At 61.7% G+C, this 23,488-nt stretch carries 23 protein-coding genes; 12 read left to right on the forward strand and 11 right to left on the reverse strand.

The genetic code is table 11. The features are described from left to right. Nucleotides 1-55: 55 nt before the first annotated feature. The 4 genes from pdxA to lptG are packed head-to-tail and all read right to left on the reverse strand — an operon-like array spanning nucleotide 56 to nucleotide 5,512. Nucleotides 56-1,021, reverse strand: a complete 966-nt coding sequence (gene pdxA / locus ACR0EZ_RS15290) for a 4-hydroxythreonine-4-phosphate dehydrogenase PdxA (protein ID WP_480614558.1) — start codon at nucleotides 1,019-1,021, stop codon at nucleotides 56-58. After that, on the reverse strand, nucleotides 1,018-2,271 hold the full coding sequence (locus tag ACR0EZ_RS15295) for a peptidylprolyl isomerase (protein WP_480614561.1): 1,254 nt from the start codon (nucleotides 2,269-2,271) through the stop codon (nucleotides 1,018-1,020). The genes pdxA and ACR0EZ_RS15295 overlap by 4 nt, the downstream gene beginning before the upstream one ends. Further along, a complete protein-coding gene (locus ACR0EZ_RS15300; protein ID WP_480614564.1) occupies nucleotides 2,262-4,412 on the reverse strand; it encodes an LPS-assembly protein LptD in 2,151 nt (716 codons plus the stop codon). Before ACR0EZ_RS15300 ends, ACR0EZ_RS15295 begins: the two co-directional genes overlap by 10 nt. Continuing rightward, complete coding sequence (gene lptG, locus ACR0EZ_RS15305) at nucleotides 4,412-5,512, reverse strand: LPS export ABC transporter permease LptG (RefSeq protein ID WP_480614958.1); 1,101 nt, start codon at nucleotides 5,510-5,512, stop codon at nucleotides 4,412-4,414. Before lptG ends, ACR0EZ_RS15300 begins: the two co-directional genes overlap by 1 nt. Nucleotides 5,513-5,741: 229 nt before the next feature. On the opposite strand from lptG, the gene ACR0EZ_RS15310 reads away from it, so the two are divergent. The 3 genes from ACR0EZ_RS15310 to ACR0EZ_RS15320 are packed head-to-tail and all read left to right on the forward strand — an operon-like array spanning nucleotide 5,742 to nucleotide 8,755. Next, nucleotides 5,742-7,208: a leucyl aminopeptidase gene (locus tag ACR0EZ_RS15310; protein WP_480614568.1), complete on the forward strand. Its 1,467-nt coding sequence runs from the start codon at nucleotides 5,742-5,744 to the stop codon at nucleotides 7,206-7,208. Nucleotides 7,209-7,212: 4 nt separating this feature from the next. Next, the gene (locus tag ACR0EZ_RS15315) at nucleotides 7,213-7,671 is read left to right on the forward strand and encodes a DNA polymerase III subunit chi (RefSeq protein ID WP_480614571.1); all 459 of its coding nucleotides are present in this window, start codon (nucleotides 7,213-7,215) and stop codon (nucleotides 7,669-7,671) included. Nucleotides 7,672-7,708: 37 nt separating this feature from the next. Then, nucleotides 7,709-8,755 carry an aldo/keto reductase gene (locus ACR0EZ_RS15320; RefSeq protein WP_480614574.1) on the forward strand — a complete coding sequence of 349 codons (1,047 nt, stop codon included), beginning with the start codon at nucleotides 7,709-7,711 and terminating at the stop codon, nucleotides 8,753-8,755. A gap of 76 nt (nucleotides 8,756-8,831) precedes the next feature. Here ACR0EZ_RS15320 and ACR0EZ_RS15325 read toward each other — a convergent pair whose 3' ends face one another. Beyond that, nucleotides 8,832-9,818 carry a GlxA family transcriptional regulator gene (locus ACR0EZ_RS15325; protein WP_480614577.1) on the reverse strand — a complete coding sequence of 329 codons (987 nt, stop codon included), beginning with the start codon at nucleotides 9,816-9,818 and terminating at the stop codon, nucleotides 8,832-8,834. A 132-nt stretch (nucleotides 9,819-9,950) separates the two neighbouring features. On the opposite strand from ACR0EZ_RS15325, the gene bcoG reads away from it, so the two are divergent. The 3 genes from bcoG to ACR0EZ_RS15340 all read left to right on the forward strand — a co-directional run bounded on the left by bcoG (nucleotide 9,951) and on the right by ACR0EZ_RS15340 (nucleotide 13,161). Continuing rightward, nucleotides 9,951-10,868: a 3-dehydrocarnitine:acetyl-CoA trimethylamine transferase BcoG gene (gene bcoG / locus ACR0EZ_RS15330; protein ID WP_480614579.1), complete on the forward strand. Its 918-nt coding sequence runs from the start codon at nucleotides 9,951-9,953 to the stop codon at nucleotides 10,866-10,868. A 77-nt stretch (nucleotides 10,869-10,945) separates the two neighbouring features. Then, nucleotides 10,946-12,409, forward strand: a complete 1,464-nt coding sequence (locus ACR0EZ_RS15335) for a carnitine 3-dehydrogenase (protein WP_480614581.1) — start codon at nucleotides 10,946-10,948, stop codon at nucleotides 12,407-12,409. Further along, entirely contained in the window at nucleotides 12,406-13,161 is a 756-nt protein-coding gene (locus ACR0EZ_RS15340) for an SDR family oxidoreductase (RefSeq protein WP_480614584.1), read from the forward strand. Before ACR0EZ_RS15335 ends, ACR0EZ_RS15340 begins: the two co-directional genes overlap by 4 nt. 8 nt (nucleotides 13,162-13,169) lie before the next feature. Here the strand turns inward: ACR0EZ_RS15340 and ACR0EZ_RS15345 are convergent, their stop codons facing one another. Together ACR0EZ_RS15345 and ACR0EZ_RS15350 are read right to left on the reverse strand one after the other, a co-directional pair. Beyond that, a complete protein-coding gene (locus ACR0EZ_RS15345) occupies nucleotides 13,170-13,352 on the reverse strand; it encodes a hypothetical protein (RefSeq protein ID WP_480614587.1) in 183 nt (60 codons plus the stop codon). Between the two features lie 87 nt (nucleotides 13,353-13,439). Further along, a complete protein-coding gene (locus ACR0EZ_RS15350) occupies nucleotides 13,440-14,312 on the reverse strand; it encodes a helix-turn-helix domain-containing protein (protein ID WP_480614590.1) in 873 nt (290 codons plus the stop codon). 108 nt (nucleotides 14,313-14,420) lie between these two features. Here ACR0EZ_RS15350 and ACR0EZ_RS15355 point away from each other — a divergent pair, with 108 nt between their 5' ends. From ACR0EZ_RS15355 to ACR0EZ_RS15365, 3 genes are read left to right on the forward strand one after another with little or no spacing between them, the layout of a single operon-like run. Next, nucleotides 14,421-14,624: a DUF2061 domain-containing protein gene (locus ACR0EZ_RS15355; protein WP_480614593.1), complete on the forward strand. Its 204-nt coding sequence runs from the start codon at nucleotides 14,421-14,423 to the stop codon at nucleotides 14,622-14,624. Further along, a complete protein-coding gene (locus ACR0EZ_RS15360; RefSeq protein ID WP_480614596.1) occupies nucleotides 14,617-15,519 on the forward strand; it encodes a fatty acid desaturase in 903 nt (300 codons plus the stop codon). Before ACR0EZ_RS15355 ends, ACR0EZ_RS15360 begins: the two co-directional genes overlap by 8 nt. A 21-nt stretch (nucleotides 15,520-15,540) precedes the next feature. Continuing rightward, a complete protein-coding gene (locus ACR0EZ_RS15365) occupies nucleotides 15,541-16,443 on the forward strand; it encodes an EamA family transporter (RefSeq protein ID WP_480614599.1) in 903 nt (300 codons plus the stop codon). On the opposite strand, the gene ACR0EZ_RS15370 is transcribed toward ACR0EZ_RS15365, so the two are convergent. From ACR0EZ_RS15370 to ACR0EZ_RS15385, 4 genes are all read right to left on the reverse strand, one after another. Further along, the gene (locus ACR0EZ_RS15370) at nucleotides 16,440-17,786 is read right to left on the reverse strand and encodes a DEAD/DEAH box helicase (protein WP_480614601.1); all 1,347 of its coding nucleotides are present in this window, start codon (nucleotides 17,784-17,786) and stop codon (nucleotides 16,440-16,442) included. The two genes, ACR0EZ_RS15365 and ACR0EZ_RS15370, sit on opposite strands and share 4 nt — an antisense overlap. A gap of 184 nt (nucleotides 17,787-17,970) precedes the next feature. After that, a complete protein-coding gene (locus tag ACR0EZ_RS15375) occupies nucleotides 17,971-18,900 on the reverse strand; it encodes a glycosyltransferase family 2 protein (RefSeq protein ID WP_480614604.1) in 930 nt (309 codons plus the stop codon). After that, nucleotides 18,897-19,652, reverse strand: coding sequence for a hypothetical protein (locus tag ACR0EZ_RS15380; RefSeq protein ID WP_480614607.1), 756 nt, complete (start codon nucleotides 19,650-19,652; stop codon nucleotides 18,897-18,899). The genes ACR0EZ_RS15375 and ACR0EZ_RS15380 overlap by 4 nt, the downstream gene beginning before the upstream one ends. A 49-nt stretch (nucleotides 19,653-19,701) precedes the next feature. Then, nucleotides 19,702-21,306, reverse strand: coding sequence for a peptide chain release factor 3 (locus ACR0EZ_RS15385; protein ID WP_480614610.1), 1,605 nt, complete (start codon nucleotides 21,304-21,306; stop codon nucleotides 19,702-19,704). A 109-nt stretch (nucleotides 21,307-21,415) separates the two neighbouring features. On the opposite strand from ACR0EZ_RS15385, the gene ACR0EZ_RS15390 reads away from it, so the two are divergent. From ACR0EZ_RS15390 to ACR0EZ_RS15400, 3 genes are all read left to right on the forward strand, one after another. Next, nucleotides 21,416-21,778, forward strand: coding sequence for a nuclear transport factor 2 family protein (locus ACR0EZ_RS15390; RefSeq protein WP_480614612.1), 363 nt, complete (start codon nucleotides 21,416-21,418; stop codon nucleotides 21,776-21,778). Between the two features lie 97 nt (nucleotides 21,779-21,875). Continuing rightward, nucleotides 21,876-22,583 carry a hypothetical protein gene (locus ACR0EZ_RS15395; RefSeq protein ID WP_480614615.1) on the forward strand — a complete coding sequence of 236 codons (708 nt, stop codon included), beginning with the start codon at nucleotides 21,876-21,878 and terminating at the stop codon, nucleotides 22,581-22,583. 123 nt (nucleotides 22,584-22,706) lie between these two features. Continuing rightward, the gene (locus tag ACR0EZ_RS15400; RefSeq protein ID WP_480614618.1) at nucleotides 22,707-23,486 is read left to right on the forward strand and encodes an SDR family oxidoreductase; all 780 of its coding nucleotides are present in this window, start codon (nucleotides 22,707-22,709) and stop codon (nucleotides 23,484-23,486) included. Nucleotides 23,487-23,488 lie beyond the last annotated feature (2 nt).

A 23,488-nucleotide genomic window follows, 5' to 3' on the forward strand; every position in this document is an offset into this window, starting at 1 on the left:
CGGTGCGCCAGAGGTTTTTTGCCTCCGGCGGGGATATTTTCAGACAGGTGAAGCATCAGCGGGCGCTTGCCATGCGGTGGGCGAGTTTCAGGGCCTCGATCAGGCTGGTCGGGTTGGCGATGCCCTGACCGGCGATGTCGAGCGCGGTGCCGTGGTCGGGCGAGGTGCGGATGAACGGCAGGCCCAGTGTCACGTTCACGCCCCGGTCGAAATCCAGCGTTTTGATCGGGATCAGGGCCTGATCGTGATACATGGCGATGGCCGCATCATAGCGGGCGCGGGCGGCGGCGTGGAACATGGTATCTGCAGGGTGCGGGCCGCTGACGGTGTAGCCGTCGGGCTGCAGATCGGCCAGCAGCGGGGCGATCCAGTCCAGTTCCTCGGTCCCCATCTTGCCGCCTTCGCCCGCGTGTGGGTTCAGCCCGGCGACCGCGATGCGCGGATGCGCGATGCCGAACTGGCGGCGCAGGCCGGCAGCGGTAATCGCGATGGTGTCCAGCAGCAAGTCAGGCGTCAGTTTGCTTGTCACGTCTGACAGGGGGATGTGAATCGTGGCCGGGACAACGCGCAATTGTGCGCTCGCCAGCATCATCACTACCCGTTTGCGCCCCGCGAGGGCGGCCAGAAACTCGGTATGTCCGGGGTAGGAGAACCCGGCCCCGTCGATCAGGGCTTTCTTGTGGATCGGGGCCGTGCACAGGGCCGAGGCGGCACCGGATTGCACCAGCGCGACGCCTGTTTCGATGGCTTCGATCACCGAAGGTGCGTTTTCCGTGGCAGGTTGGCCCGGGATATTCGGTGCGGGAAAGTCACGGTGCAGAACGGGCAGAGCCGCGGCGCAGGCTGCTATGGCCTGTGTGGGATCAGTGATCTGTCGCGTTGGCGTGCTCGCAGGCAGATGAGACCCGTCGCCGATATAGAAAAACGGGCAGGTGCCACGCAGGCTGTCCCACGCTTTTGCCGCGATCTCGGGGCCGATACCGGCGGGATCACCGCAGCTCAGCGCGATGGGGGCTGTCATTGTTCGATGATGGTGGCGTCGGCCCGCAATTGTTCCAGCAGGCTTTCGGAAAACGCCTGCAGACGCTGCTGGGTCAGGGCATTGGCCACATCCTCGCGCGAGGTTTCTTCGCCCAGATCGCGGGTCCGGTTGCACAGCATCAGGAACATCAGCGTCTGCCCGTTGTTGCGGGTCAGGGCGGTCGAAACCTCATTCCGGTCCAGCTTGGCCAGTTCAAGCGCCACATCGCGGGGGATTTCGGATGGGCTGGCGGTGATCCGTTCCAGCACGTTGGCGGGCTGTTCCTTGGCGATACCGTAAAGGTCATCGCAGGTGTCGATCTCTTCCCTCAGCCGCGCGGCCGAGGCGAGCCCGTCGGCGCTGCGCCCGCCGGGCAGGTAGTAGATGGCGTAGTCAATCTCGGCAAAACGCGGCGCGCCGGTCGATACTTCGCGCAGGCCGCGCAACTGGAACAGCGCCACGGCATTGGGCAGGCTCAGCGGATCGGTAACCTCGCCGTTCTTGAGCCCCAGGATCACCGGCTGCAACGCGGGCGGCAGGTTCGAGATGTTCAGCCAGTCCAGCCGGCCACCATCGTTTCGGGTTGCGGCGGCTGAATATTGCGTGGCCGCTGAGGCAAAAGCGTCGAACCCTTCCAGTTGCGAGATTTCCTCGGCCAGAAGCTCGGTCTGAGCCACCGTTTGCGGGTTTACCGGTATGATGATTTCGGACAGCAGGACCTGCAGGCCGCCGCCTCCGGTCTGCCCAAGTGCGCGGTTGATTTCGTCCTGCGTCGGTCGGGCCTGCGACAGAAAACGGGCGCTGATATAGTCGCGCCACGAAAGTTGGTCGGCCACGAAATCGCGGACCGTTTCCGGATCGACGCCCTGATCGGCCAGCAGTTGCAGGAACTGTTCGGTCGAAAGCTGGCCCCGTGCGGCAAATTCGTCGATGCCGCCCTGCACATCCTCGGCTGCGGCCTGAATACCGGCGTCGCGCAAGGCCTGTTTGCGCAGGCGGTCATCGATCAGGTCCTGACGCACCTCGGCCTCGGTCCCGCCGGGGATGCCCAAGGCATTCAGGAACTGCTGACGCTGTTCCAGTTCGTACCATGTAACGATGTCCTGATTGACCCGGATTGCCGGTGAAAACAGGCTTTGCGCTGTCACCTGAGACGCGGCGACTGCGACCAGCGCAGTGGCCAGAACCGGCGCGACCATTTTGCGCCGACGGGAACGAAGAAACCTGAAGATACCTGATATCAACTGCATGTTCTCTTGTATGTCTTACCACCGCCTTCAAGGGCGTATCCTGTCAGCGACAGGGTAAAGCCGAATTCTGTCGAAGGCTCAATAGTCGATGTTGAAGTAAAGCGCCGACTTACGGACATGTTAACCTGAACGCATTCGTTCTGATAGGTCACATCCAGCCCCAGACGGATGGGTTCGGACTCGCTCAGATCATAGCGCGCCAGCCCTCCGGTCCGCCAGTTCTGGTCCACCTGATAGCTTCCCAACAGCAGCAGTTCGGAAATCTCTTCGTTCAGGTTTTCGGCAGGGTCGGGCTCCTGCCAGATATAGCTGCCGGCCAGTCTCGCGCCTTCCTGCTGCCAGCCGCCGCGCAGTTCCGCCTTGGCAAAACTCAAATCGCCGTTCAGCAGACCGCGGCCCGCCAGCGACCAGCCATTCGCGGTCTTGATCTGCCCCGCCAGCAGCACGTCGGACGAGGTGCCCTGCAAGCCCGAGGTCAGGTTGAAATCCGGGTCCGCATCCGCCCGAAAGACCTGACCGACTGTCGCCAGCGCCTGCCAGCCGCCCGCAGCATACCGGGCCCAGTTCACGCCAAGGACGGCGGTGGCACCATCTTCGCGCTGATCCTCGGCCGGGAAGCGCGACAGGGACAGCAGGTTGCCCTGATCAAACTCCTGAAAGGTGCTTTCGTCGTTGGGAACATCCGTGTTCGAGACATGGGTCCACCCGACCTGCGCGATGGGCTCCAGAAACTGTGTCGCCCCGGACTTTTCGCGCCGGGTCATCGGATAGCGCAGGGTCAGCGCCGCGCGCGGGGTCGACCGTGTGACCTGATCCGGGAACTGGCTGTCGTTGCGAATATCGAACGTATCGACCGAGGCCCCGAACTGCGCATCCGCACGCAGACCGGACGCAAAGGTCCAGCTGCGCAGCCACTCTGCGTCAAAGGTCGCCCGCGCAATGTCCCGGCCGATGATATCGGCATCGCTGGTGCGTTCATGGGCATGGCCGATAAAGGCAAGGCGCACTTCGCCGCCTACCGCATTGGGAAAGAACCGTTTTTCGTAGTTCAGGTCGAAGACGCGGGACGGGATTTCGTCCTGATCCTCGCTGTCGCGCAGGGTCTCGTAGTGGATGAAGCTGGTTTTGAACGCGGTGTCCCGTTTGATCCTCTCCAGCGCGATTTCGCTGCGCAGACGGTCGAAATCCGGCAGGCCGTAATCTGCAAGATAGGCGTCGTCCGAGGTTGTGCGCAGGTTGAAGGACAGGCGGTAATCGTTCTTCAGGTTGAAGGACCCGTTCGCGAACAGATACCCGCGATCCTGATCGGGTTGGATGTCGTCGCGGGTAAAGGCCCCCTCGATCTGAATCCGTCCGTTCACAAAGGCCTGACGGTAGCGGTAGCCGAGGGTCTTGGTTTTCGCCGACACGTAGGGGGTCAGCGTCAGGTCCCGGTGATCGCCGATCTTGAAGAAATAGGGAACCTGAACCCCGGTTCCCAGCTGCGAGGTGCTGCGGATCGACGGAACCAGAAACCCGGTCGCCCGGTCCAGCGTTGGGTCCGGCAGGCGCAGATACGGGAAGTAGAACACCGGAAGGTCCAGAACCCGAAGCTGCGCTCCTTCAAAGTAAAGCTGGCGCTCCAACTGGTCATGCGTGACCTTGCGCGCCCTGATCTGCCAGATTGGCGGCCGTCCGTTCTCGCACACATGGCAGGATGTGGCCGAGACCTTGCTGAACTGCGTATACCGCCCCGCAGCCCGTTTCGCCTGAACCGAGGCAATCTGAACCTGCTGGTCGAACACCATCCGCGCGCCAATCAGCAGCCCGTTCTGAATACCGCTGTCCAACTCGCCCGAATCCGCCAGCAGGGTGGATTGCCCGCCCTGATCGATCCGGATGGGGCCTTCGAGAACAAGCTCTCCGGTCTCCTGATCGTAGATCACGCGTTGGGCGGACAGCTTGGTGTCGCCCTGAAAGGCCTCGACATTGCCTTCGGCCACCAGCTTGCGGTCGTTGGTGATGAAAACGCGGTCAGCGACCAACAGGGCGGGCTGATCCTGTTCCTGCTGAGCCTCGGCCGGGGCCGTCTGGGCGGCAAGGCCAGCGGGGACGGACAAGGCCATCGCGCTTGTCAGCAGCAGGGGAAGGACGTGCTGCATCAGCCATCCTCCGCATGCAGAAGCAGGCCGAGTGAGAGCAGAATTGCGGCAAAGGGCGGGGCCCAGGCTGCGACGTAGATGGGCAATTGTCCGTTTTCCCCAAGGATTTGCGCAAAGTTGCGCACGAAATAGATGGCGAAGCCCAGCAGCACCGCCGTCAGCACCGCGATGCCGGTGCCGCCAAAGCGCACATGCCGCATGGTGAAGGCGGCCCCGATCAGGACCATCGAAACCAGAAAGATCGGGCGGGCAAGCTGAACCTGCAGCCAGACCTCGTACTGCTTGGTGGAAAATCCGGCTTCGCGCAGGTCTTTGATCAGTTGCGGCAGATCGTAAACCGAAACCGAGTTCTTCTTGCCCAGCGTGTCCAGAATGCGGTCGCGCGTCAGCGATGTCGGCAGGTCAAGGCGCTCGTGCTGCGCCGAGTTGAACTCGGGGTTCTGACCAGCCTCCAGGTTCCAGACCTTGGCATTGGTCAGCACCCATTTGCCATCGTCCAACTCGGCCCGGTCGGCGATGATCTGCTGCGTCGGTTTGCCGTCACGGGCGAAGGTGATGATGGTCACGTCGTCCAGCCCCAGCGTGTCCCCATTCGAGGTTCCACGCGCATGGATCACCGCCTGACCGTTTTCGGCGCTTTGCCGCAGCCAAAGCCCTTCGCTGCTGATCGACAGGGCGGAACTGCCGTTGTTGCGATAGGAATCCGACAGGCGCTGGAACTCTTCGGACGTGGCGGCGGCGATAGGGTTCAGCAGCGCCACGGCCAGCGCGCCGATGGTCAGGGCCAGCAGAACCGGCGCGACCAGCGCGCGGATGCCCGACCGTCCGATGGCGCGCGTGACCACAAGTTCGGAACTGCGCGCCAGACCGACAAACAGCGCGATGGTGGCCAGGATCACCAGCAGGGGCAGCATCTCGCTGATTGCGGCGGGGGTGTTCAGCAGGCTCAGTTGCAGCAATTGCCCGAAGGACAGATCGACATCATCGAACCGGCGGACCTGTTCGATCAGGTCGATCAGAATCATCAGGGTCAGGAAAATGCCGCCGATGACGAAGAAGCTTTGCAGAAATCGGCGGGCGAAGTAGCGGTCAAGGATCACGGGAACGCCCCCGTCGGGCATGGAAAACGGGTGTGCAGGCCAGAATCGTCCCCGCATCTGAATATGCGCGACGGCGTGTGCCTGCCGTTTCGTGCCACGTCTTTCTCCCCCGGACCTGCCAGTTATTTTTTCGCGACCTTAATGCAAATGCGGGCCGGGGAAAACTGCTATCTGGTCAAGCCGCGCGGTGCGGGCTAGGTCTTGGGGAACAGAATTTGAGGAGTTTGCAATGAGCAGTCTGATATCGATCCGTTTTCAGGCCTTTGACGTTGACGCGATGGCGCAGGCAGCCGGGCGCGTGGCGGTCATCATACCGTCCGAGGGCAAGATGGGCCCTGCCGCCCGCCGCGCCAATCGTCTGACCAAGGGGGCCGTTGCCCGGCTGGTCGAAAGCGAGAAATTCGGCAAGGCCAAGACCGGCGACGTGATCTCGCTGGCGTGGCCTGCGGGGATGGAGGCTGAAGCGCTCGACATTCTGGTCCTGCCGCGCCGCCCGGAACCGGCCGAGGCGCGCAAGGCCGGGGCCGCGCTGGCCAAGCTGGCGGGTGGCAAGGACATGCTTGTGATGGCGGGCAATCAGATCCGGGCCGAGGATCTGGCGATGGGGATCGCTCTGCGCAGCTATGACTTCGATGAGCACAAGACCAAGGACAGTGAAGAACCCGGAACGGTCACGATCAGCCACTCGAAACATACCGAGGCCGAAGCCGCCTTTGCCCCGCTTTACGCCGTGGCCGACGGTGTGCGCATGACCCGCGACCTGACTAACGAACCTGCGAATGTGCTGACCACCACCGAATTCGCCGACCGTCTGGACGAGATGAAATCGTTGGGGCTTGAGGTTGAGGTTCTGGAAGAAGACAAACTGGCCGATCTGGGCATGCGGACGCTGCTGAGCGTCGGGCAGGGTTCGGACAGCCCGTCGAAAGTGGTCGTCATGCAGTGGAAGGGCGGTGACAAGGATGATGCGCCGCTTGCGTTGGTCGGGAAGGGCGTGGTGTTCGACACAGGTGGCATCTCGTTGAAACCGGCGGGCGGCATGGAAGACATGACGATGGACATGGGCGGCGCAGGCGTTGTCGCGGGCACCATGCGCGCGCTGGCCAAACGCAAGGCCAAGGCCAATGTCGTGGGTCTGGTTGGGCTGGTGGAAAACATGCCCTCGGGCAACGCCACCCGTCCCGGCGATGTGGTGAAATCGATGAAGGGCGACACGGTCGAGATCATCAACACCGATGCCGAGGGCCGCTTGGTGCTGTGCGACGTGATGTGGTATGCGCAGGACCGGTTCGAGCCGGTCGGTATGATCGATCTGGCCACCCTGACCGGCGCGATCATCATTGGTCTGGGTCATGAAAATGCCGGTGTATTCTCGAACAACGATACGTTCTGCGATGCCTTCCTGAAATCGGCCAAGGCCGAGGATGAAGGCGCGTGGCGGATGCCGTTGGGCGAGGCCTATGACAAGCAACTCAAGTCGCGCATTGCAGACATGAAGAATGTGGGCGGACGGCCAGCGGGCTCGATCACGGCGGCGCAGTTTCTGCAGCGGTTCGTGAAAGAGGAAACGCCGTGGATTCACCTTGATATCGCGGGCGTGGCCTCGGTGTCTGCCGAGACTTCCTATGCGCCCAAGGGGGCCACAGGCTGGGGCGTGCGCGCGCTGAGCCGGTTCGTGCAGGACAATTTCGAGTAATCGGATGGGGGCCGTCTATTTCTACCACCTGACCCGCCAGCCGCTGGAGCACACCTTGCCCGTGCTGCTGGACAAGGCCCGGCAGGCCGGGTGGAAGATCGCCGTGCGGGGCACGGATCCGGCGCGGATGGACTGGCTGGACGAAAAGCTGTGGCTAGGGCCCGAGGACGGGTTCCTGCCGCATGGCCGCGCTGGCGGCCCGCATGATGCGGCGCAGCCGATCCTTTTGACCACGGACGCCGATGCTGCCAACGCACCCGCCTGTGTGATGGCCGTCGACGGCGCGCCGGTCGAGCCGGACGAAGTGGCGGCGCTGGAACGGGTCTGTATTCTTTTTGACGGCAATGACAGTGAGGCCGTGCGACAGGCGCGCGGGCAGTGGAAAGCGCTGACCGACGCGGGCTGTTCGGCGCAATACTGGTCCGAGGAATCGGGCCGGTGGGAGAAAAAAGCCGAGGCCTAGGGAACGGCCGGGGCGGATCAATTCAGGAGATTTCAGGATGAAAATGAAGCCGCTGGGCCGTACCGGTATCGACGTGACAGACCTGTGCCTGGGCACTATGACCTTCGGGTCTCAGACATCCGAGGATGACGCGCATCGCCAGATGGATATGGCGCTGGACGCTGGCGTGAACTTCGTCGACGCTGCCGAGATGTACCCGGTGAACCCGGTCGCCAAGGAAACCATCGGGCGCACCGAAGAGATACTGGGAAACTGGAACGCGGCCAACCCGTCGCGCCGGGGCGATTATGTTCTGGCCACCAAACATTCCGGCGCCGGGTTGAGCCATGTCCGCGAGGGTGCGCCGATAACCGCGCAGACAATCCCCGGCGCGATTGAAGGCTCGTTGCGGCGATTGCAGACGGGCTACATCGACCTCTATCAGTTTCACTGGCCCAATCGCGGCAGCTATATGTTCCGTCAGAACTGGAACTATTCCCCGACCGGGCACAACACGAACGAAGTGCTGGACAACATGCAGGATTGCCTTGCGGCGCTGCAGGTGCAGGTGGATAAGGGCAATATCCGCGCATTCGGCCTGTCGAACGAAAGCGCCTGGGGCACCGCGCAATGGCTGCGTCTGGCCGAGCAGATGGGCGCGCCGAGGGTGGCCTCGGTTCAGAACGAGTATTCGATGCTGTGCCGGCATTTCGATACGGATATGGCTGAACTCAGCATGCACGAGGATGTGGGTCTGATGGCCTTTTCGCCGCTTGGGGCGGGGTTTCTGACCGGGAAATATCAGGGCGGGGCGGTGCCCGACGCCTCGCGCATGTCGCTGAACCCTGATATGGGCGGGCGCAAGTCCGAGCGGGTTTTTGATGCGGTTGCAGCCTATCTTGAGATCGCCGCACGGCACGGGATGGACCCTGTGCACATGGCGCTGTCATGGTGCCGGACGCGGCCTTTCATGATGTCGGCGATCTTCGGCGCAACCTCGGTAGCGCAGTTGGAGCATATTTTGGCGGGGCGCGATCTGGAATTGTCGTCAGACGTGCTGGCTGAGATCGGACAAGCCCACCGGGCGAATCCGATGCCATACTGAGGCAAGGGGGCTCTGCCCCCGTCGCGCTAAGCGCGCCGCCCCCGGGATATTTTGGGACAGATGAAGAGGGATCCGGTCAGTGATGGGTGGGCTGCGTGCGCTCTTGCCTGAGGTCGCGGGCGGATTGGCCGTGGGCGGTGCGGAAGGCGCGGGCGAAGCTGGATTGTGAGGCAAAGCCGGTGGCCAGTGCGACATCCATCAGGGGCAGGTCCGTGTCAGTGACCAGACGGCGGGCCTCGGCCAGTCTGAGTTGCAGGTAATGGTCCTGCGGCGTGGTGTTCAGGCGCAGGCGGAACTGTTGCTGCAGGGTGCGGGGGCTGGTGCCCAGCGTGTCGGCGATGTCGGCGAGTGTCAGCGGCTCGTAGAGTGAGGATTCCATCAGCGCGTTTGCCTTGGCGGTTAGGGCCGTATGGCGATGCGGTGCACCCGTGCGGCTTTGCGGTTTCGAAGGCTCGGACGGGCCGTCATAGAGAAACAGGCCCGAGACGCGGGCGGCGAAGCCCGCGCCGTGGCGCGCCGCGATGATCTGCAGCATCATGTCGACCGCCGGGATGGCGCCGCCCGAGGTCATACGGTTGCCCGAGATCGTGAACCGGTCGGGGCGTACGTCGATATTGGGGAAGCGCGCGGCGAAGTTTTCCAGATCCTCCCAATGGGTGGTGGCGGCGTGGCCGTCCAGCAGGCCCGCCTCGGCCAGCAGCCAGGGGCCGCCGTCAATCCCCGCCATCGCGGCCCCGGTGCCCGCGATCCGCCGCAGCCCGGCAAGCAGGCTGGGGGTGGCGTGACGGGCCAGTTGAAACCCGGCGACCACGATCATCAGGTCGCAGGTCTGCAGGCGGGCCAGCGGGATACCGGGAACGCTGAGGGCGCTGGTCAGCATCGCGGGCTCTGCCGTGGCGGTCACGTAGTCCCAGTCAAAGGCGGGGCGGTCTGCCAGACGGTTGGCCGCCCGCATCGGATCAACGGCCGAGGCGAAGCAGAGCGTGTTGCATTCATCCAGCACCAGCACCGCCGTTTTCAGGGCGCGATGTTCGGGTTGCAGTATGTTTTTTGCGGATTTCATCAAGTCTGATTCGCATTCTGGCAAGTGTTTCCCCAAGGCTGCGCCAGACTCGGGCGCGAACGCAAATTGATAACCGGGGAGAAGTCTGGGGAAAACCCGACGCACAAGCCGGTATAAGTTGGGGAAAACGCCATGCCTCTGGAAATGAACCGCGAAGTCTTTATAACCTGCGCCATCACCGGCTCGGGCGGGACACAGGATCGCAGCCCGCATGTGCCGCGCTCGCCCGCGCAGATTGCCGACAGCGCGATTGCCGCCGCCAAGGCAGGGGCGGCGGTGGTGCATTGCCATGTGCGGGATCCCGAGACCGGCGCGCCGAGCCGCCGGTTGGATCTGTACCGTGATGTGACGGACCGGATACGGGACGCCGACGTGGATGTGGTTTTGAACCTGACGGCGGGGATGGGCGGCGACATCGTGTTTGGCGGCGTCGAGACCCCGTTCCCGGTGAACGAGGCCGCAACCGACCTTATCGGGGCGTCTGAGCGGGTTGCACATATCGCGGAATGCCTGCCCGAGATTTGCACCCTGGATTGCGGTACGATGAATTTCGCCGAGGCGGATTACGTCATGACCAACACCCCCGGTGCATTGCGGGCGATGGGCAAGATGATGACCGATATGGGTGTAAAGCCCGAGATTGAGGCGTTTGACACCGGGCATCTGTGGTTTGCCAAACAATTGGTGAAGGAAGGGATTCTGGAGCCAGATGCGCTGGTACAGCTATGCATGGGGGTGCCGTGGGGCGCGCCGGATGATCTGAATACCTTCATGGCGATGGTGAACAACGTGCCGCAGGACTGGACGTTCAGTGCGTTTTCCCTTGGTCGGCACCAGATGGCTTATGTGGCGGCGGCGGTGCTGGCAGGCGGCAATGTGCGCGTCGGGCTGGAGGACAACCTGTGGCTGGACAAGGGTGTGCTGGCCGAGAACTGGCAGCTGGTCGAACGCGCCGGGACGATCATCGAGAATATGGGTGCGCGGGTGATCGGCCCGCAGGAGGTGCGCGAGAAGCTGGGGCTTGTGAAGCGGGATCCGGCGGCGAAGTGAGATGGTACGGAGAATTGGGGGCCAGCCCCCAAACCCCCGGAGTATTTTTGAAAAGATGAAGTTTGGGGCGTGATGCGATGAAGACAGCGGCGATCATCGGGGGTGGCGTGATCGGTGGTGGGTGGGCCGCTCGGTTCCTGCTCAATGGTTGGGATGTGCGGGTGTTCGATCCGGACCCCGAGGCCGAGCGGAAGATTGGTGAGGTTTTGGACAACGCGCGACGGTCTTTGCCGGGGTTGAGCGATATGCCGTTGCCAGCCGAAGGGTCGGTGAGTTTTCATCGCGAGATGGCCGAGGCCGTTCAGGGCGCGGTCTGGATACAGGAAAGTGTGCCAGAGCGGCTGGACCTGAAGCTGAAGGTTTACAAAGCGTTGCAGGAGGCTTGCGATCCGGGCGCGATCATCGGATCCTCGACCAGTGGCTTCAAACCCTCGGAACTGCAGGAGGGCGCGCTGCGGCCTGAACAGATCGTGGTGACGCATCCGTTCAATCCGGTTTACCTGTTGCCGCTGGTCGAGCTTGTACCGACCGGGAAGAACGCGCCCGAGATGATTGAGCGGGCCAAGGACCTGCTGAGTTCTGTGGGCTTTTTCCCCTTGCACATCAAAAAGGAAATCGACGCCCATATCGCCGACCGGTTCCTTGAAGCCGTCTGGCGCGAGGCGTTGTGGCTGGTCAAGGACGGTATTGCCACAACCGAAGAGGTTGATGAGGCGATCCGCATGGGTTTTGGCATTCGCTGGGCGCAGATGGGCCTGTTCGAGACCTACCGCGTGGCCGGGGGCGAGGCCGGGATGCGGCATTTCATGGCGCAGTTCGGGCCCGCGCTGAAATGGCCCTGGACCAAGCTGATGGATGTGCCCGAGTTTACAGACGAACTGGTCGATATGATTGCCGATCAGTCGGATGCGCAGTCGGGGATGCACTCGATCCGGGAATTGGAGCGTATCCGGGACAACAACCTTGTCGGCATGATGCGCGCGCTCAAGGCACAGGACTGGGGCGCGGGCGCGGTACTGAACCGCCATGACGCGCAGCGCAAACCCGATGCGCTGCCCGATCTGGACCAGGCCGATCTGAGCCAGCCGATCCTGACCCTGTCGCGCGCGGTGCCGCTGGATTGGACCGACTATAACGGCCACATGAACGAATCGCGGTTTCAGGAGGCCTTCGCCGCCGCCACCGACCGGTTCATGGAACTCATCGGTTGCGATTCCGATTATGTCGCCTCGGGCGGCAGTTATTTCACCGCGGCGACCCATGTGCGCTACCTGGATGAGGTCCATGCGGGCGACCGGATTGCAGTGCGGACACAGTTGCTTTTGGGCGAGGGAAAAAAGCTACATCTTTTCCATTGGATGTATCAAGGTGAGGCGATTCTTGCGACAGGAGAGAGTTTTTTGCTGCACACCGATCTTGAAACCAGGCGCCCCTGTGCGCCGTCCCCGGATATCGAATCCGCCATGGCACGGGTTGCGCGCGCGCAGTCCGGATTGCCCTATCCGGAAGGAGCGGGTGATGCGATCCGCAAACCGTCATGAGCGGGCGCGTTCTGATCACTGCGGGCGCGTCCGGCGTGGGCCGCGCCATGGCCGAGGCTTTTGACGCGGCGGGTGCGCAGGTCTGGGTGACCGATGTGGATGCGGCGGCCCTGTCGGAGTGCCCCGATCATTGGCAGCGATCCCAGGTGGATGCCGCTGACGATGCCGCTGTCGCAGCCCTGTTTGCCGAGATCGAGGCACAATGGGGTGGGCTGGATACGCTCTGCGCCAATGCCGGGATTGCCGGGCCGACCGCCTTGGTCGAGGACGTATCGCTGGAGGATTGGCGGCGCTGTCTGTCGGTCAATCTTGAAGGCACGTTTTTGTGCGCAAAACATGTCGCGCCGATCATGAAGCGGCAGGGCAGCGGTGCGATCGTGGTGACTTCTTCGACCGCGGGCCAGCACGGCTATCCAAACCGCGCGCCCTATTCCGCGTCGAAATGGGGGGTGATCGGGCTGGCCAAGACCCTGGCGATGGAGCTTGGCCCCTTCGGGATTCGCTGCAACACGATCTGCCCCGGTGCCGTTGAAGGCCCCCGGATCAATGCTGTGATTCAGCGCGAAGCCGATGCCCGAGGCGTGAGTTTTGACGAAGTCTATCAGGGCTATGCGTCAGGCACATCCATGCGCCGCTTTGTCGAGGCGCGGGACATTGCCGATATGGCGGTGTTCCTGGCATCGGACGCGGCACGGCTGGTGTCGGGGCAGGTCATTGCCGTCGACGGTCACCTGGTCAATCCCGGCTCTTAAGGGCTGGCTCAACCCTGATTTGGGCCTCTGATCTGGCGGATCGTGCTGCGCACGGCCTGCCAGTTCTTTGCCTCTTCGGTATTCCCGGCGTCCTCGCATTCGCGCATTTTCTGGGCGGCTTCCGCCTCGGCCCGGTCACCGTGGGCGGAATACAGGGCACGTGCGTATTGAGCGGTTTGTAGTGCGTCCATTCCAGTCATCCTCCGTGTCAGATCGGAATGTCTGATGGTTGTACAGCCCGACTATACAACAGGTGCGGCCAATTCATACCCCAAGTGTCATGATGAGACTTGCGTGATTTCCGCCCGCAACCGTTTCAGGTGATCCGGAAAATGGCGGGCGGTCATGTCGGCCTCGCGGATCAGGGTGTCGAAATGGCGGGTGAACACCTCGATCCTGTCGCGATCCCGGAAGGCCATATAGTGGCTTCCGGCGTAAAACACGCAGAGCAGCGGCCCAAAGATCGTCACCGGCGCGGAATAGAGCCGCTTGGCATCGAACAGATAGATGCGCAACCGGGGGTAGAGCTGTGCGCAGATGTCCAGCAGGTGGTCGATCTGTTCCAGACGAACCTGCAGCGGCAGGCCGTCATAATACCCGACCCCATGCGCGAAGCTGTAGACCTCGAACAGGGGCATGGCGATTTCATAATCCGATTGGGCGCTACGCATCCATGTCAGCCGGTCTGCTGAAGCCCCGATCGCCTGATCTGCGGTCCGGCCCAGATGCGGGGCATATTCCCATTCCAGAACGGCGCGGGTTTTCAGCATGTCGGGCAGCGTCGCCGGCACGTAACGGATTTTGTACCCCGCTGCCTGCTGGTGCCATTCAAAGATGCGTTCGTCGACCAATGCGCGAGGGGCCTCGGCCATGGTCAGGGAACCGGCCAACAGTTCGGCGGCACTTTCGGGACGGTCCGACAGGCTAAGCAGCCAGTCTGCCGAAACCCCAAGCGACGATGCGCAACTGCCCACCACATGAGCGTTTGGCAGGCGCGCACCTTCATCCGTCAGCAATTGCGAAACGGTCGAACGGTCGACGCCAATGTTGCGGGCAAGGGCGCTTTGGCTGACGTGGCGCTCCTCCATCGCGCGGGCAAGGCGTAGACGAAACTGAGCAGCGCGGTCGCGTTTGTCGATTTTGTCATCCATGTGGTGATAAATATCATGAACGGTGAGTTTTGTTAATCATATTCAGAATGTGCAGCAGCCGGGCCCGCATGTAACGCTTTTGTGAGAACAATAAGAATGGGGTCCGGAATGGAAACGCGACGAAGATCGGTCGTGAAAGCAATCGTGTGGAATGTGATAGGCTTGGCGGTCATGACGCTGGTCGGCCTGATCGCTACAGGCTCTGCCGCCGTTGGCGGGGCCGTCGCGCTGGTCAATACGGCGATCGGTCTGACGATGTATGTCATCTACGATCGCATCTGGGCGGGGATTTCGTGGGGGCGGCATGGCTGAGCCTACGACGCCCAGATCGCCCGAATGGGGCACTTTCGCGCTGATCGTGGCCTGCTATTCCGCGTGGCTTGCGGTGGTGTTCTGGCTGGCGGCATTGTCCCTATGGCTGGCAATTCCAGCCATGGGTCTGGTTGCGGCGCTGCATTCCTCGCTCACGCATGAGGCGCTGCATGGTCATCCGTTTCAGGCAAAGTGGCTGAACGAGGCGCTGATGGCGCTGCCGCTCACCCTGTTCATACCGTTCAACCGGTTCCGGGACCTGCATCTGGCGCATCATCAGGATGCGAATCTGACCGATCCCTACGATGACCCCGAATCAAACTATCTCGACCCTAAAGTCTGGGTTGGGCTGAACCGGTGGCAGAGGCTGCTTTACACCGCAAACAACACGCTTCTGGGGCGTATTGTTCTGGGCCCGGCCATCGGGCAGGTGGCCTTCCTGCGGGATGAGGGGCGCGGCGCGTTGCGCGGGGACGCTGCCATTTTGCTGGCATGGGCGCTGCATGTCCCGGGGGTTGTGGTCACTTTGTGGGTCGTCTCGCACTCGGCGATGCCAGTTTGGGCCTTTGTTCTGTCCGCCTATATCGGCCTGGGTCTGGTCAAAATCCGCACCTTCCTTGAACACCGCGCGCATGAGAAATCCCGCGCCCGGACCGTGATTGTCGAAGACCGGGGGCTTTTGTCTTTCCTGTTTCTAAACAACAACCTGCACGTCGTTCATCATATGAACCCGGCCGCGCCTTGGTATCGGCTGCCCGCGCTCTACAAAGCGGGAAAGGACAGGTACCTGGCTTGTAACGAGGCTTATGTGTATCGCTCTTACGCTCAAATCTTCCGCGAACACCTCTGGCGGGCGAAAGACCCGGTCGCGCATCCGCTCTGGCCAAAACCGTAAATTGGGGACAGAAGGGAATTCATGAGTTTATGGATTCCCGTCACCATCGCCGCCGCCTCGTTCCAGACGGTGCGGTTCATGCTGCAGAAATCGCTGAGCAGCGTGAAACTGTCGGCAGCAGGCGCGACCTTTGCGCGATTTGCCTATTCCATGCCTTTGGCGGTATTGGCGCTGCTGATCGTGCTGTGGGGGACGGGGGCCGAGTTGCCGCCGCTGACTGCGCGGTTCTGGATGTTCGTGGCAATTGGCGGCACCGCGCAGATTCTGGCGACGATCTGCGTTGTCGCCCTGTTCAAGCAACGCAATTTCGCCGTTGGGATCACCTTCAAGAAAACTGAGGTTATTCAAACCGCTATCGTGGGTTTCCTCATCCTTGGGGATGAGGTCTCTGCCGGGGCCCTCGGGGCGATCCTGCTGGGCCTGATGGCCGTGCTACTGCTGTCGAAAACGCCGGGCGGCGATGGCGCGTGGTGGCGGCATCTGACCAACCGGGCGTCGCAACTCGGGCTTGGCTCGGGCGTGCTGTTTGCCTTTTCGGCGGTCAGCTATCGGGGCGCTTCGCTGGAACTGGGGGACATAAACGCCTGGTTTCGGGCGCTGATCACGCTGGCGGCGGTGGTGACGTTCCAGTTCGTCAGCATGTGGCTATGGCTGATGTGGCGCGACCGGGCCGAGCTGCGCGCGGTGTGGGAGACACGGGCGACCGGCATATTCGTCGGGCTCACCAGCCTCGGCGGGTCGTTTTGCTGGTTTCTGGCCTTCACCTTGCAGAACGCGGCTTATGTGAAGGCGCTGGGGCAGGTCGAGCTGATCCTGAGCCTCGGCGCATCAATCCTGTTCTTTCGCGAAACCATCACCCGGCGCGAAGTCGCCGGGATGTCATTGCTGGGATTATCGATTCTGGTGCTGGTGCTGGCAATCTAGCCAGCGCGCCGTTCATCAAAGCTGAGCGCGATGAAGCTGGGCATGTGATCGCCCATGCCCACCACGGCCCGGCCATTGTCCTCTTTGCGGCCCCGACCGCGCCCCTTGGGTTCGCGATCCTTCTTGGTGTCTTTTTTGCCCTCGGCTTCTTTGACCTTTTTCTCAGGCTTCGGCTTGTCGGCCTTGGGCTCGTCCTTCACCGGATTGTCCAGCCGTGGGATATCCTTCTGGATCAGTTTTTCAATCGCATCCAGCGCTTTTTCATCGCGGCCCGAGCAGATCGTGACCGCCTTGCCCTCGCGCCCGGCGCGACCTGTGCGACCGATGCGGTGGACGTAATCCTCGGCATGACCGGGAACGTCGAAGTTGAACACATGGCTGACCGAAGGGATATCCAGACCCCGCGCCGCCACATCTGAAGCAACCAGCAGGCGCAGTGAGCCATCGCGGAACCCGTCCAGCGTTTTCATCCGCTGTGACTGGTCCAGATCGCCATGGATGGCGGAGGCGTTGTAGCCGTATTTCTTCAGCGACTTGGCGCAGATATCAACATCCGTCTTGCGGTTGCAGAAGATGATCGCGTTGGTGCATTTCTCGCCCTCGGCATCGATCAGCGCGCGCAGAACCTTGCGTTTGTTGCTGGCCTCACGGTCGCGACGCCCGCCTTTGAACATGACCACGCCCTGTTCGATGGTCTCGGATGCGGTGGCCTGACGGGCAACTTCGATCCGGGCAGGGGCGGACAGGAACGTGTCGGTGATGCGTTCGATCTCGGAAGCCATGGTGGCTGAAAAGAACAGCGTCTGGCGCGTGAACGGCGTCAGAGAGAAGATGCGTTCGATATCGGGGATGAAGCCCATGTCCAGCATCCGGTCGGCTTCGTCCACCACCATGATCTGAACGCCGGTCAACAGCAGCTTGCCGCGTTCGAAATGGTCCAGCAGTCGGCCCGGCGTGGCGATCAGCACGTCAACGCCGCGGTCGATCAGCGCGTCCTGTTCTTTGAAGCTGACGCCGCCGATCAGCAGTGCCTTGGTCAGTTTCAGGTGCTTGGAATAGGTGTCGAAGTTCTCGGCCACCTGTGCAGCCAATTCCCGCGTGGGGCACAACACCAGCGACCGCGGCATCCGTGCGCGGGCACGGCCACGGGCCAGCATGGTGATCATCGGCAGCGTGAAGCTTGCGGTCTTGCCGGTGCCGGTCTGGGCAATGCCCAGCACATCGCGCCCTTCCAGCGCAGGCGGAATCGCGCCTTCCTGGATCGGGGTGGGGGTTTCGTATCCGGCTTCCTCAATGGCTTTGAGGACCTTCGGGTTCAGGTTCAGTTCGTTAAACTTTGTCATGTATGTCCGGTTCATGCGGACACTTGACCTGGCCCGCGCGTCTGAGAGTTGCCGGGCCCGGATGGCCATGCGCCTCGTGCGCATTTCGGCTTGAGCGCGGACATAACAAAAACGTGGGGCAGGGTCAAATGAAGAGGTTTTAACCTGTTGCAATCAATCCCCGGCCGGGATTTTCTGCAACAATTCAGCAGCTTCCGGGAAAGTGTTTCGCGATCTTTTCATCCAGGTTCAGGGGCCGATGCCGGATCAGGCCATGGTCATTGAGCCGGGCGCGGACATCCGGATCAGCACCGCTCATTTCATCGAAAAACCGGCGCAGGCCTTCGGTGCCGTGCTCGCCCTCGATCCAGCTGTGCAGCTCGTGCTTGGTCAGCCCGCCCAGTTCGCGCGGAACGTTGGGCGAGTTTCCGGCCTGATACGAGCCACGCTCCATCCGGAACCCGTAATGGGCCAGCCAGTGTTCCCAATCCGGGGCGTGGCGGTGGCACAGCTCCAGTTGCGGCAGTTCGAACTTGCAGGGCAAAAGCTCTTTGTTCTGGAACAGGTTGTGGATGCGGAAGTTCAGGTTTTCCATTCCGTTGCGCACGATCAGCTTGCCCTGCACGTGGCTTAGAAACCCGCCCAGAACGAAGCCGCCATAGTTGGGGTAAATCTCCTGCACCAGCGCCTCACGATCGGGTCCGGCGGGGATGTGGGCCTTGAACAGGTCCTCGCCACCCGCCATCGCCTCCATCGGGCGGACACGCACCGCCGGGATATTCGCGGGGACGGAGTTCAGCAGGTCCGCGATGGGTTCGGACGGCCAAAGGAACTCGTCGACGTCAATATGGGCCAGCCAGTCCAGACCGGTATTGCGATAGGCAAAGGTGGCGTGGACGGTCTGGCGGATCTGATGTTTGTCGGGCCGGTTGCGTTTGCGTTTTAGCCAGAACGCTTCGTCACACACCCGAACCCGGACGTTCGGATGCTGCCTGAGCGCCCGGAACGCAGGGCGGTTGGGTTCGTCCATGTAGATGTACATAAAATCCACCCCGAGATCGAGGTGATGCGCCGCGAAGCCCAGAATATCCCGGGTTTCGCCCCGGACCATGGAAACGATGCCCCAGGTGGTCATGCGCGGGCTTGCCGGGCGAGCCGTATGCCGCGCATCCGTTTCAGGCGGCGAAACACGCTGCCGGGGTCCTTGTTCAACTCGGTCATCAGGTGATCGACCAGCGGCGCAATCGTCGGGTCGGTCAGCGCTTTGGTCCAGATCGGGGCGATCAGGGTGACGGCCAGACCGCCGCGTTCTAGGGAAAAGGACTGCATTTCATAGGGCAGGTCGACTCCTGCCTTGTTGCGGAATCTGAACGGCGTTTCCGGCGGGGTGCCAGAGAACAGGCGCTCAAATTCGTAAAGCTTCATCATTCCGAAGAACACTCGCAGGGCGTGCCCGGTCTCGCGTTGTGTTGGGGTTTGGCCATGATCCGCGAAAGTCTGGACCGAGGAGACAAGCCAGCGCAGGTCCAGCGCCGATAACAAATGTTCGGATTGCTCGGCCCAAAGGCGGCAGAACAACTCCGGCGCGTGGCGCGGATAGGACCGTTTACGCAGGTTCGAGATCAGTTGAGCGTTCAGAAAGGCCAGTTCCGACTTGCCGAGAAATTCCACCGCGATCTGCGCGCGTTTCCGGTCCCACGAGGTTCTGTCTTCAACCTCGGGCAATTGGGTCGCGCTGTCCGGCACAAGCCGCTGGGTCAGGGGTTCAAGGTCCACATCGAGCGGGGGCAGTGTTTGAGTGCCGAATTCAAACGGGCTGCGCCGGTTCTCAAAACTGTCCAGCATGTCGGGCAGGCCGCCGGGAAAGGTCAGATCATCCTCGCTCATGCGCGCAGAGTTGCACAGCCGAGTTCGGCTGCGCAATTGACCAGTTGCCTCATGTCATCATCTCTTTCGTGGCGGTCAGGTTCAGCGCTGGATAGTCGCGAACTACCCGGTCAATGTCCCATTGCAGGCGGGTCAGATAAACGATGTCGCCGTCATGGTCATGGGCGATGTGCTGCTTGTTGGCATTGACGAATTTCTCCACCTCGGCCTTTTCACCGCTGACCCAGCGGGCCGAGGTAAACTGAGACGCCTCGAACCGCACGGGCAGGCCATATTCCATCTCGATCCGGCTGGCGAGCACTTCGAATTGCAGCGCGCCGACGACGCCAACGATAAAGCCCGACCCGATCGAGGGTTTGAACACCTTGGCCGCGCCTTCCTCGGCAAACTGCATCAGGGCTTTTTCCAGATGCTTGGCTTTCATCGGGTCGCCCGCGCGGACACCTTGCAGCAGTTCCGGCGCAAAGGACGGAATGCCGGTCACGCGCAGCGCTTCGCCTTCGGTCAGCGTGTCGCCGATGCGCAGCTGCCCGTGGTTGGGGATGCCGATGATGTCCCCGGCCCAGGCCTCATCCGCCAGTTCCCGGTCCGAGGCGAGGAACAGCACGGGGTTCGAGATCGCCATCGGCTTTTTCGACCGCACATGGGTCAGCTTCATACCGCGCTTGAAATGACCCGAAGCCATGCGGACAAAGGCAACCCGGTCGCGGTGCTTGGGGTCCATATTGGCCTGCACCTTGAAGACAAAACCGGCGACCTTCTTTTCATCAGGTGCGATCTGACGAGGTTCAGCCGACTGCACCTGCGGCTGCGGGCCATAGGCGCCGATGCCTTCCATCAATTCCTTGACACCGAAGGAATTGATCGCCGAGCCGAACCAGATCGGGGTCATGTGGCCTTCCAGCACCGCCTGCGGGTCCAGCGCAGGCAGCAATTCGCGCGCCATCTCGACCTCTTCCAGCAGCGTCTCGAGCAGATGTTCGGGTACATGTTCCGCCAGCTTGGGATCGTCCAGCCCGTTGATCTGGATGCTCTCGGCCACCTTGTTGCGGTCGGCGCGGTCCATCAGTTCCAGCCGGTCGCGCAGCATGTCGTAGCAGCCGATGAAATCGCGCCCCACGCCAATCGGCCACGCGGCAGGGGTGACGTCGATGGCCAGCATTTCCTGAATTTCGTCGATAATCTCGAACGTATCGCGGCTTTCGCGGTCCATCTTGTTACAGAAGGTCAGGATGGGCAGGTCGCGCAAACGGCAGACCTCGAACAGTTTCTGGGTCTGGCTTTCCACACCTTTCGCGCCGTCGATCACCATCACGGCAGCATCCACGGCGGTCAGTGTGCGATAGGTATCCTCGGAAAAATCCGAGTGGCCGGGTGTGTCCACCAGATTGAACCGGAAGTTGCCATAATCGAACGACATCGCCGAGGCCGAGACCGAGATGCCCCGATCCTTCTCCATCTGCATGAAGTCCGAGCGCGTGCGCCGCGCCTCACCCTTGGCGCGCACCTGACCGGCCATCTGAATCGCACCCCCGTACAACAGGAACTTTTCCGTCAGCGTCGTCTTGCCCGCATCCGGGTGCGAGATGATGGCGAAGGTCCGGCGCCGGGCAATCTCGGGCGGCAGGGCGGGCTGGTTCGAGGTATCAAGCATAAGCGCGCGTATAGGCGTGGAATCCTGCCGAGGCAAGACAAAGGGGGTGGTTCGAATCATGTCCTTATGGCAATAAGAACATATAGTGAACAAATGATGGAGTTGACCGATGAATTTGAAAGAGATTGCCGACGAACTGGTCGCAGGGTGCCGTGAAAACCGCACCAAGGAAAACCTTGAAAAACTCTATGCACCCGATGCCGTCTCGGTCGAGGCGCATGAAATGGAAGGCATGGGGCGTGAAACCCATGGCCGGGATGCGATCCGCGGCAAGCATGAATGGTGGGACAGCGCGCATGAGGTCTCGGGCGCGTCGGTCAGCGACCCGTTCCCGCATGGCGACGACCGTTTTGCGGTGATTTTCGAAGTGCAGGGCAAGGTGAAGGAAACCGGCGAGAGCTTCGATATGAAAGAGGTAGGAATTTATCACGTTGCGGATGGAAAAATCGTGCGCGAGGAGTTTTTCTACTGACGCGGCGCCGCGACTTTGATCTGGTCGGGTGGGGCGCTGCAAATTTTGGGGCAGCCCCTGCCTGAGCAGATAAGAAGTTACGGTACTAAAGGTCGAAATGAGCAATATTACAACGAAATTGTCACTGGTTTGCATGGCCGCTGCGCTTCTTTTTTCACAGCAGGTTCAAGTTGCTTCGGCCCATCCGGGTCACAGCCTTCCGGAACAACCGGATGCCCGGGTCGATTGCGGTGGGTGCAATGACGACCCTGGCGTGGCTCAGACCAGCCAAGAAAGCCGGTCTGAAGCGGATGGCAATAGCGGCGAGGAGCTGAATACCAAGCCAGCGCGAATGGCAGCGGATGCCAAGAACCTTATGCAGAGAATGGAGACAACGCAGCGCAAGGTTGCCACATTAAGCGGTCGCATTTCTCAGGCGCACGAGGTGGTCCGACAAACGGGAAAACTCAGCGCATCGTTCCGCCGTCAAATCCTGCGCTCGCTCCGGTCGGCACGTCGAACGAATGAGAGACTGGCGCGCGAACTGGGTGCCTTTGTTGATCTCTACTCTGGCGATCTTTCGGTCGAGTTACAGAACCAGTTGAATGCGGAATTGGCCAAACTGAACGGCTTTACCAGCTTGATGTCCGAACAGGAGGCCAGTCTGAAGGGCGCGCGCGGATGTTCCGCCGATCAGTGTTCCGAAGTCATTCAGACGGTGTACGATCAGGGCAATTGGTCAGGTGAAGGCACAAGCACTGACGGGTTGACCAAGATCCTCGGTTCTCTTGATGCTGCCGAGGCACCAAGTCAAAAGGATCTCTGAACAGATCAGTGATGGGAAGCAATAAGCGCCGTTTCGGTCGACTGACCGTTGCCGGTATTCAATACATCATGAAGATGGCGTCAGGTTCTGGCGGCGTACTGAAAACCTAGTGGGGAAATTTGAATGGACCTGGGAATTCGAGGAAAACGCGCGCTCGTCTGCGCCAGCAGCAAAGGGCTGGGACTTGGGTGTGCCGAGGCTTTGGCGGCCGAGGGCGTCGATCTGATTATGAACGCGCGCGGGGCCGAAGTGCTTGAGGCCGAGGGTGCGCGTTTGCAGACGGACTACGGCATCGCCGTGCAGACAATCGCCTGCGATGTCACCTCACCCGAGGGGCAGGCGCAGGTGATCGAAGCCGCGCAGGGCATTGATATTCTGGTAACAAATGCCGGTGGCCCGCCGCCGGGTCTGTGGTCGGATTGGGATCGGGAGGATTTCATAAAGGCGCTGGACGCCAATATGCTGACGCCGATTACGTTCATGAAAGCACTGCTGCCGGGCATGATGGACAAGGGCTGGGGCCGGGTGGTCAATATCACCTCGCAATCCGTGCGTGCGCCGATCCCGGCTTTGGGGTTGTCTAATGCGGCGCGGACAGGGCTGACCGGATATGTGGCCGGTACGTCCCGACAGGTTGCTCCGCATGGGGTGACGATCAACAACCTGCTGCCGGGTATCCACGCCACGGATCGGGCGATTTCGCTCGATGGTGGGGTGGCGGCGCAAAAAGGAATCTCGAGGGACGAGGCGCAGGCTGAACGCGCCGCGACGATCCCGGTGCGGCGCTATGGCACGCGGCAGGAATTCGGTGCCGCCTGCGCGTTCCTTTGTTCTCAGCACGCGGGGTTCATCGTGGGGCAGAATATTCTGCTGGACGGTGGATCAACCAACCTGACGATGTGAAC

This window comes from Ruegeria sp. AK4 (assembly GCF_056541025.1).

Bases quoted from the DNA above. Each gene is read 5' to 3' on its own strand.
- pdxA (WP_480614558.1), bottom strand. From the start codon at position 1,021: ATGACAGCCCCCATCGCGCTGAGCTGCGGTGATCCCGCCGGTATCGGC.
- ACR0EZ_RS15295 (WP_480614561.1), bottom strand. From the start codon at position 2,271: ATGCAGTTGATATCAGGTATCTTCAGGTTTCTTCGTTCCCGTCGGCGC.
- ACR0EZ_RS15300 (WP_480614564.1), bottom strand. From the start codon at position 4,412: ATGCAGCACGTCCTTCCCCTGCTGCTGACAAGCGCGATGGCCTTGTCC.
- ACR0EZ_RS15310 (WP_480614568.1), top strand. From the start codon at position 5,742: ATGAGCAGTCTGATATCGATCCGTTTTCAGGCCTTTGACGTTGACGCG.
- ACR0EZ_RS15315 (WP_480614571.1), top strand. From the start codon at position 7,213: ATGGGGGCCGTCTATTTCTACCACCTGACCCGCCAGCCGCTGGAGCAC.
- ACR0EZ_RS15320 (WP_480614574.1), top strand. From the start codon at position 7,709: ATGAAAATGAAGCCGCTGGGCCGTACCGGTATCGACGTGACAGACCTG.
- ACR0EZ_RS15325 (WP_480614577.1), bottom strand. From the start codon at position 9,818: ATGAAATCCGCAAAAAACATACTGCAACCCGAACATCGCGCCCTGAAA.
- bcoG (WP_480614579.1), top strand. From the start codon at position 9,951: ATGCCTCTGGAAATGAACCGCGAAGTCTTTATAACCTGCGCCATCACC.
- ACR0EZ_RS15335 (WP_480614581.1), top strand. From the start codon at position 10,946: ATGAAGACAGCGGCGATCATCGGGGGTGGCGTGATCGGTGGTGGGTGG.
- ACR0EZ_RS15340 (WP_480614584.1), top strand. From the start codon at position 12,406: ATGAGCGGGCGCGTTCTGATCACTGCGGGCGCGTCCGGCGTGGGCCGC.
- ACR0EZ_RS15345 (WP_480614587.1), bottom strand. From the start codon at position 13,352: ATGGACGCACTACAAACCGCTCAATACGCACGTGCCCTGTATTCCGCC.
- ACR0EZ_RS15350 (WP_480614590.1), bottom strand. From the start codon at position 14,312: ATGGATGACAAAATCGACAAACGCGACCGCGCTGCTCAGTTTCGTCTA.
- ACR0EZ_RS15355 (WP_480614593.1), top strand. From the start codon at position 14,421: ATGGAAACGCGACGAAGATCGGTCGTGAAAGCAATCGTGTGGAATGTG.
- ACR0EZ_RS15360 (WP_480614596.1), top strand. From the start codon at position 14,617: ATGGCTGAGCCTACGACGCCCAGATCGCCCGAATGGGGCACTTTCGCG.
- ACR0EZ_RS15365 (WP_480614599.1), top strand. From the start codon at position 15,541: ATGAGTTTATGGATTCCCGTCACCATCGCCGCCGCCTCGTTCCAGACG.
- ACR0EZ_RS15370 (WP_480614601.1), bottom strand. From the start codon at position 17,786: ATGACAAAGTTTAACGAACTGAACCTGAACCCGAAGGTCCTCAAAGCC.
- ACR0EZ_RS15375 (WP_480614604.1), bottom strand. From the start codon at position 18,900: ATGACCACCTGGGGCATCGTTTCCATGGTCCGGGGCGAAACCCGGGAT.
- ACR0EZ_RS15380 (WP_480614607.1), bottom strand. From the start codon at position 19,652: ATGAGCGAGGATGATCTGACCTTTCCCGGCGGCCTGCCCGACATGCTG.
- ACR0EZ_RS15385 (WP_480614610.1), bottom strand. From the start codon at position 21,306: ATGCTTGATACCTCGAACCAGCCCGCCCTGCCGCCCGAGATTGCCCGG.
- ACR0EZ_RS15390 (WP_480614612.1), top strand. From the start codon at position 21,416: ATGAATTTGAAAGAGATTGCCGACGAACTGGTCGCAGGGTGCCGTGAA.
- ACR0EZ_RS15395 (WP_480614615.1), top strand. From the start codon at position 21,876: ATGAGCAATATTACAACGAAATTGTCACTGGTTTGCATGGCCGCTGCG.
- ACR0EZ_RS15400 (WP_480614618.1), top strand. From the start codon at position 22,707: ATGGACCTGGGAATTCGAGGAAAACGCGCGCTCGTCTGCGCCAGCAGC.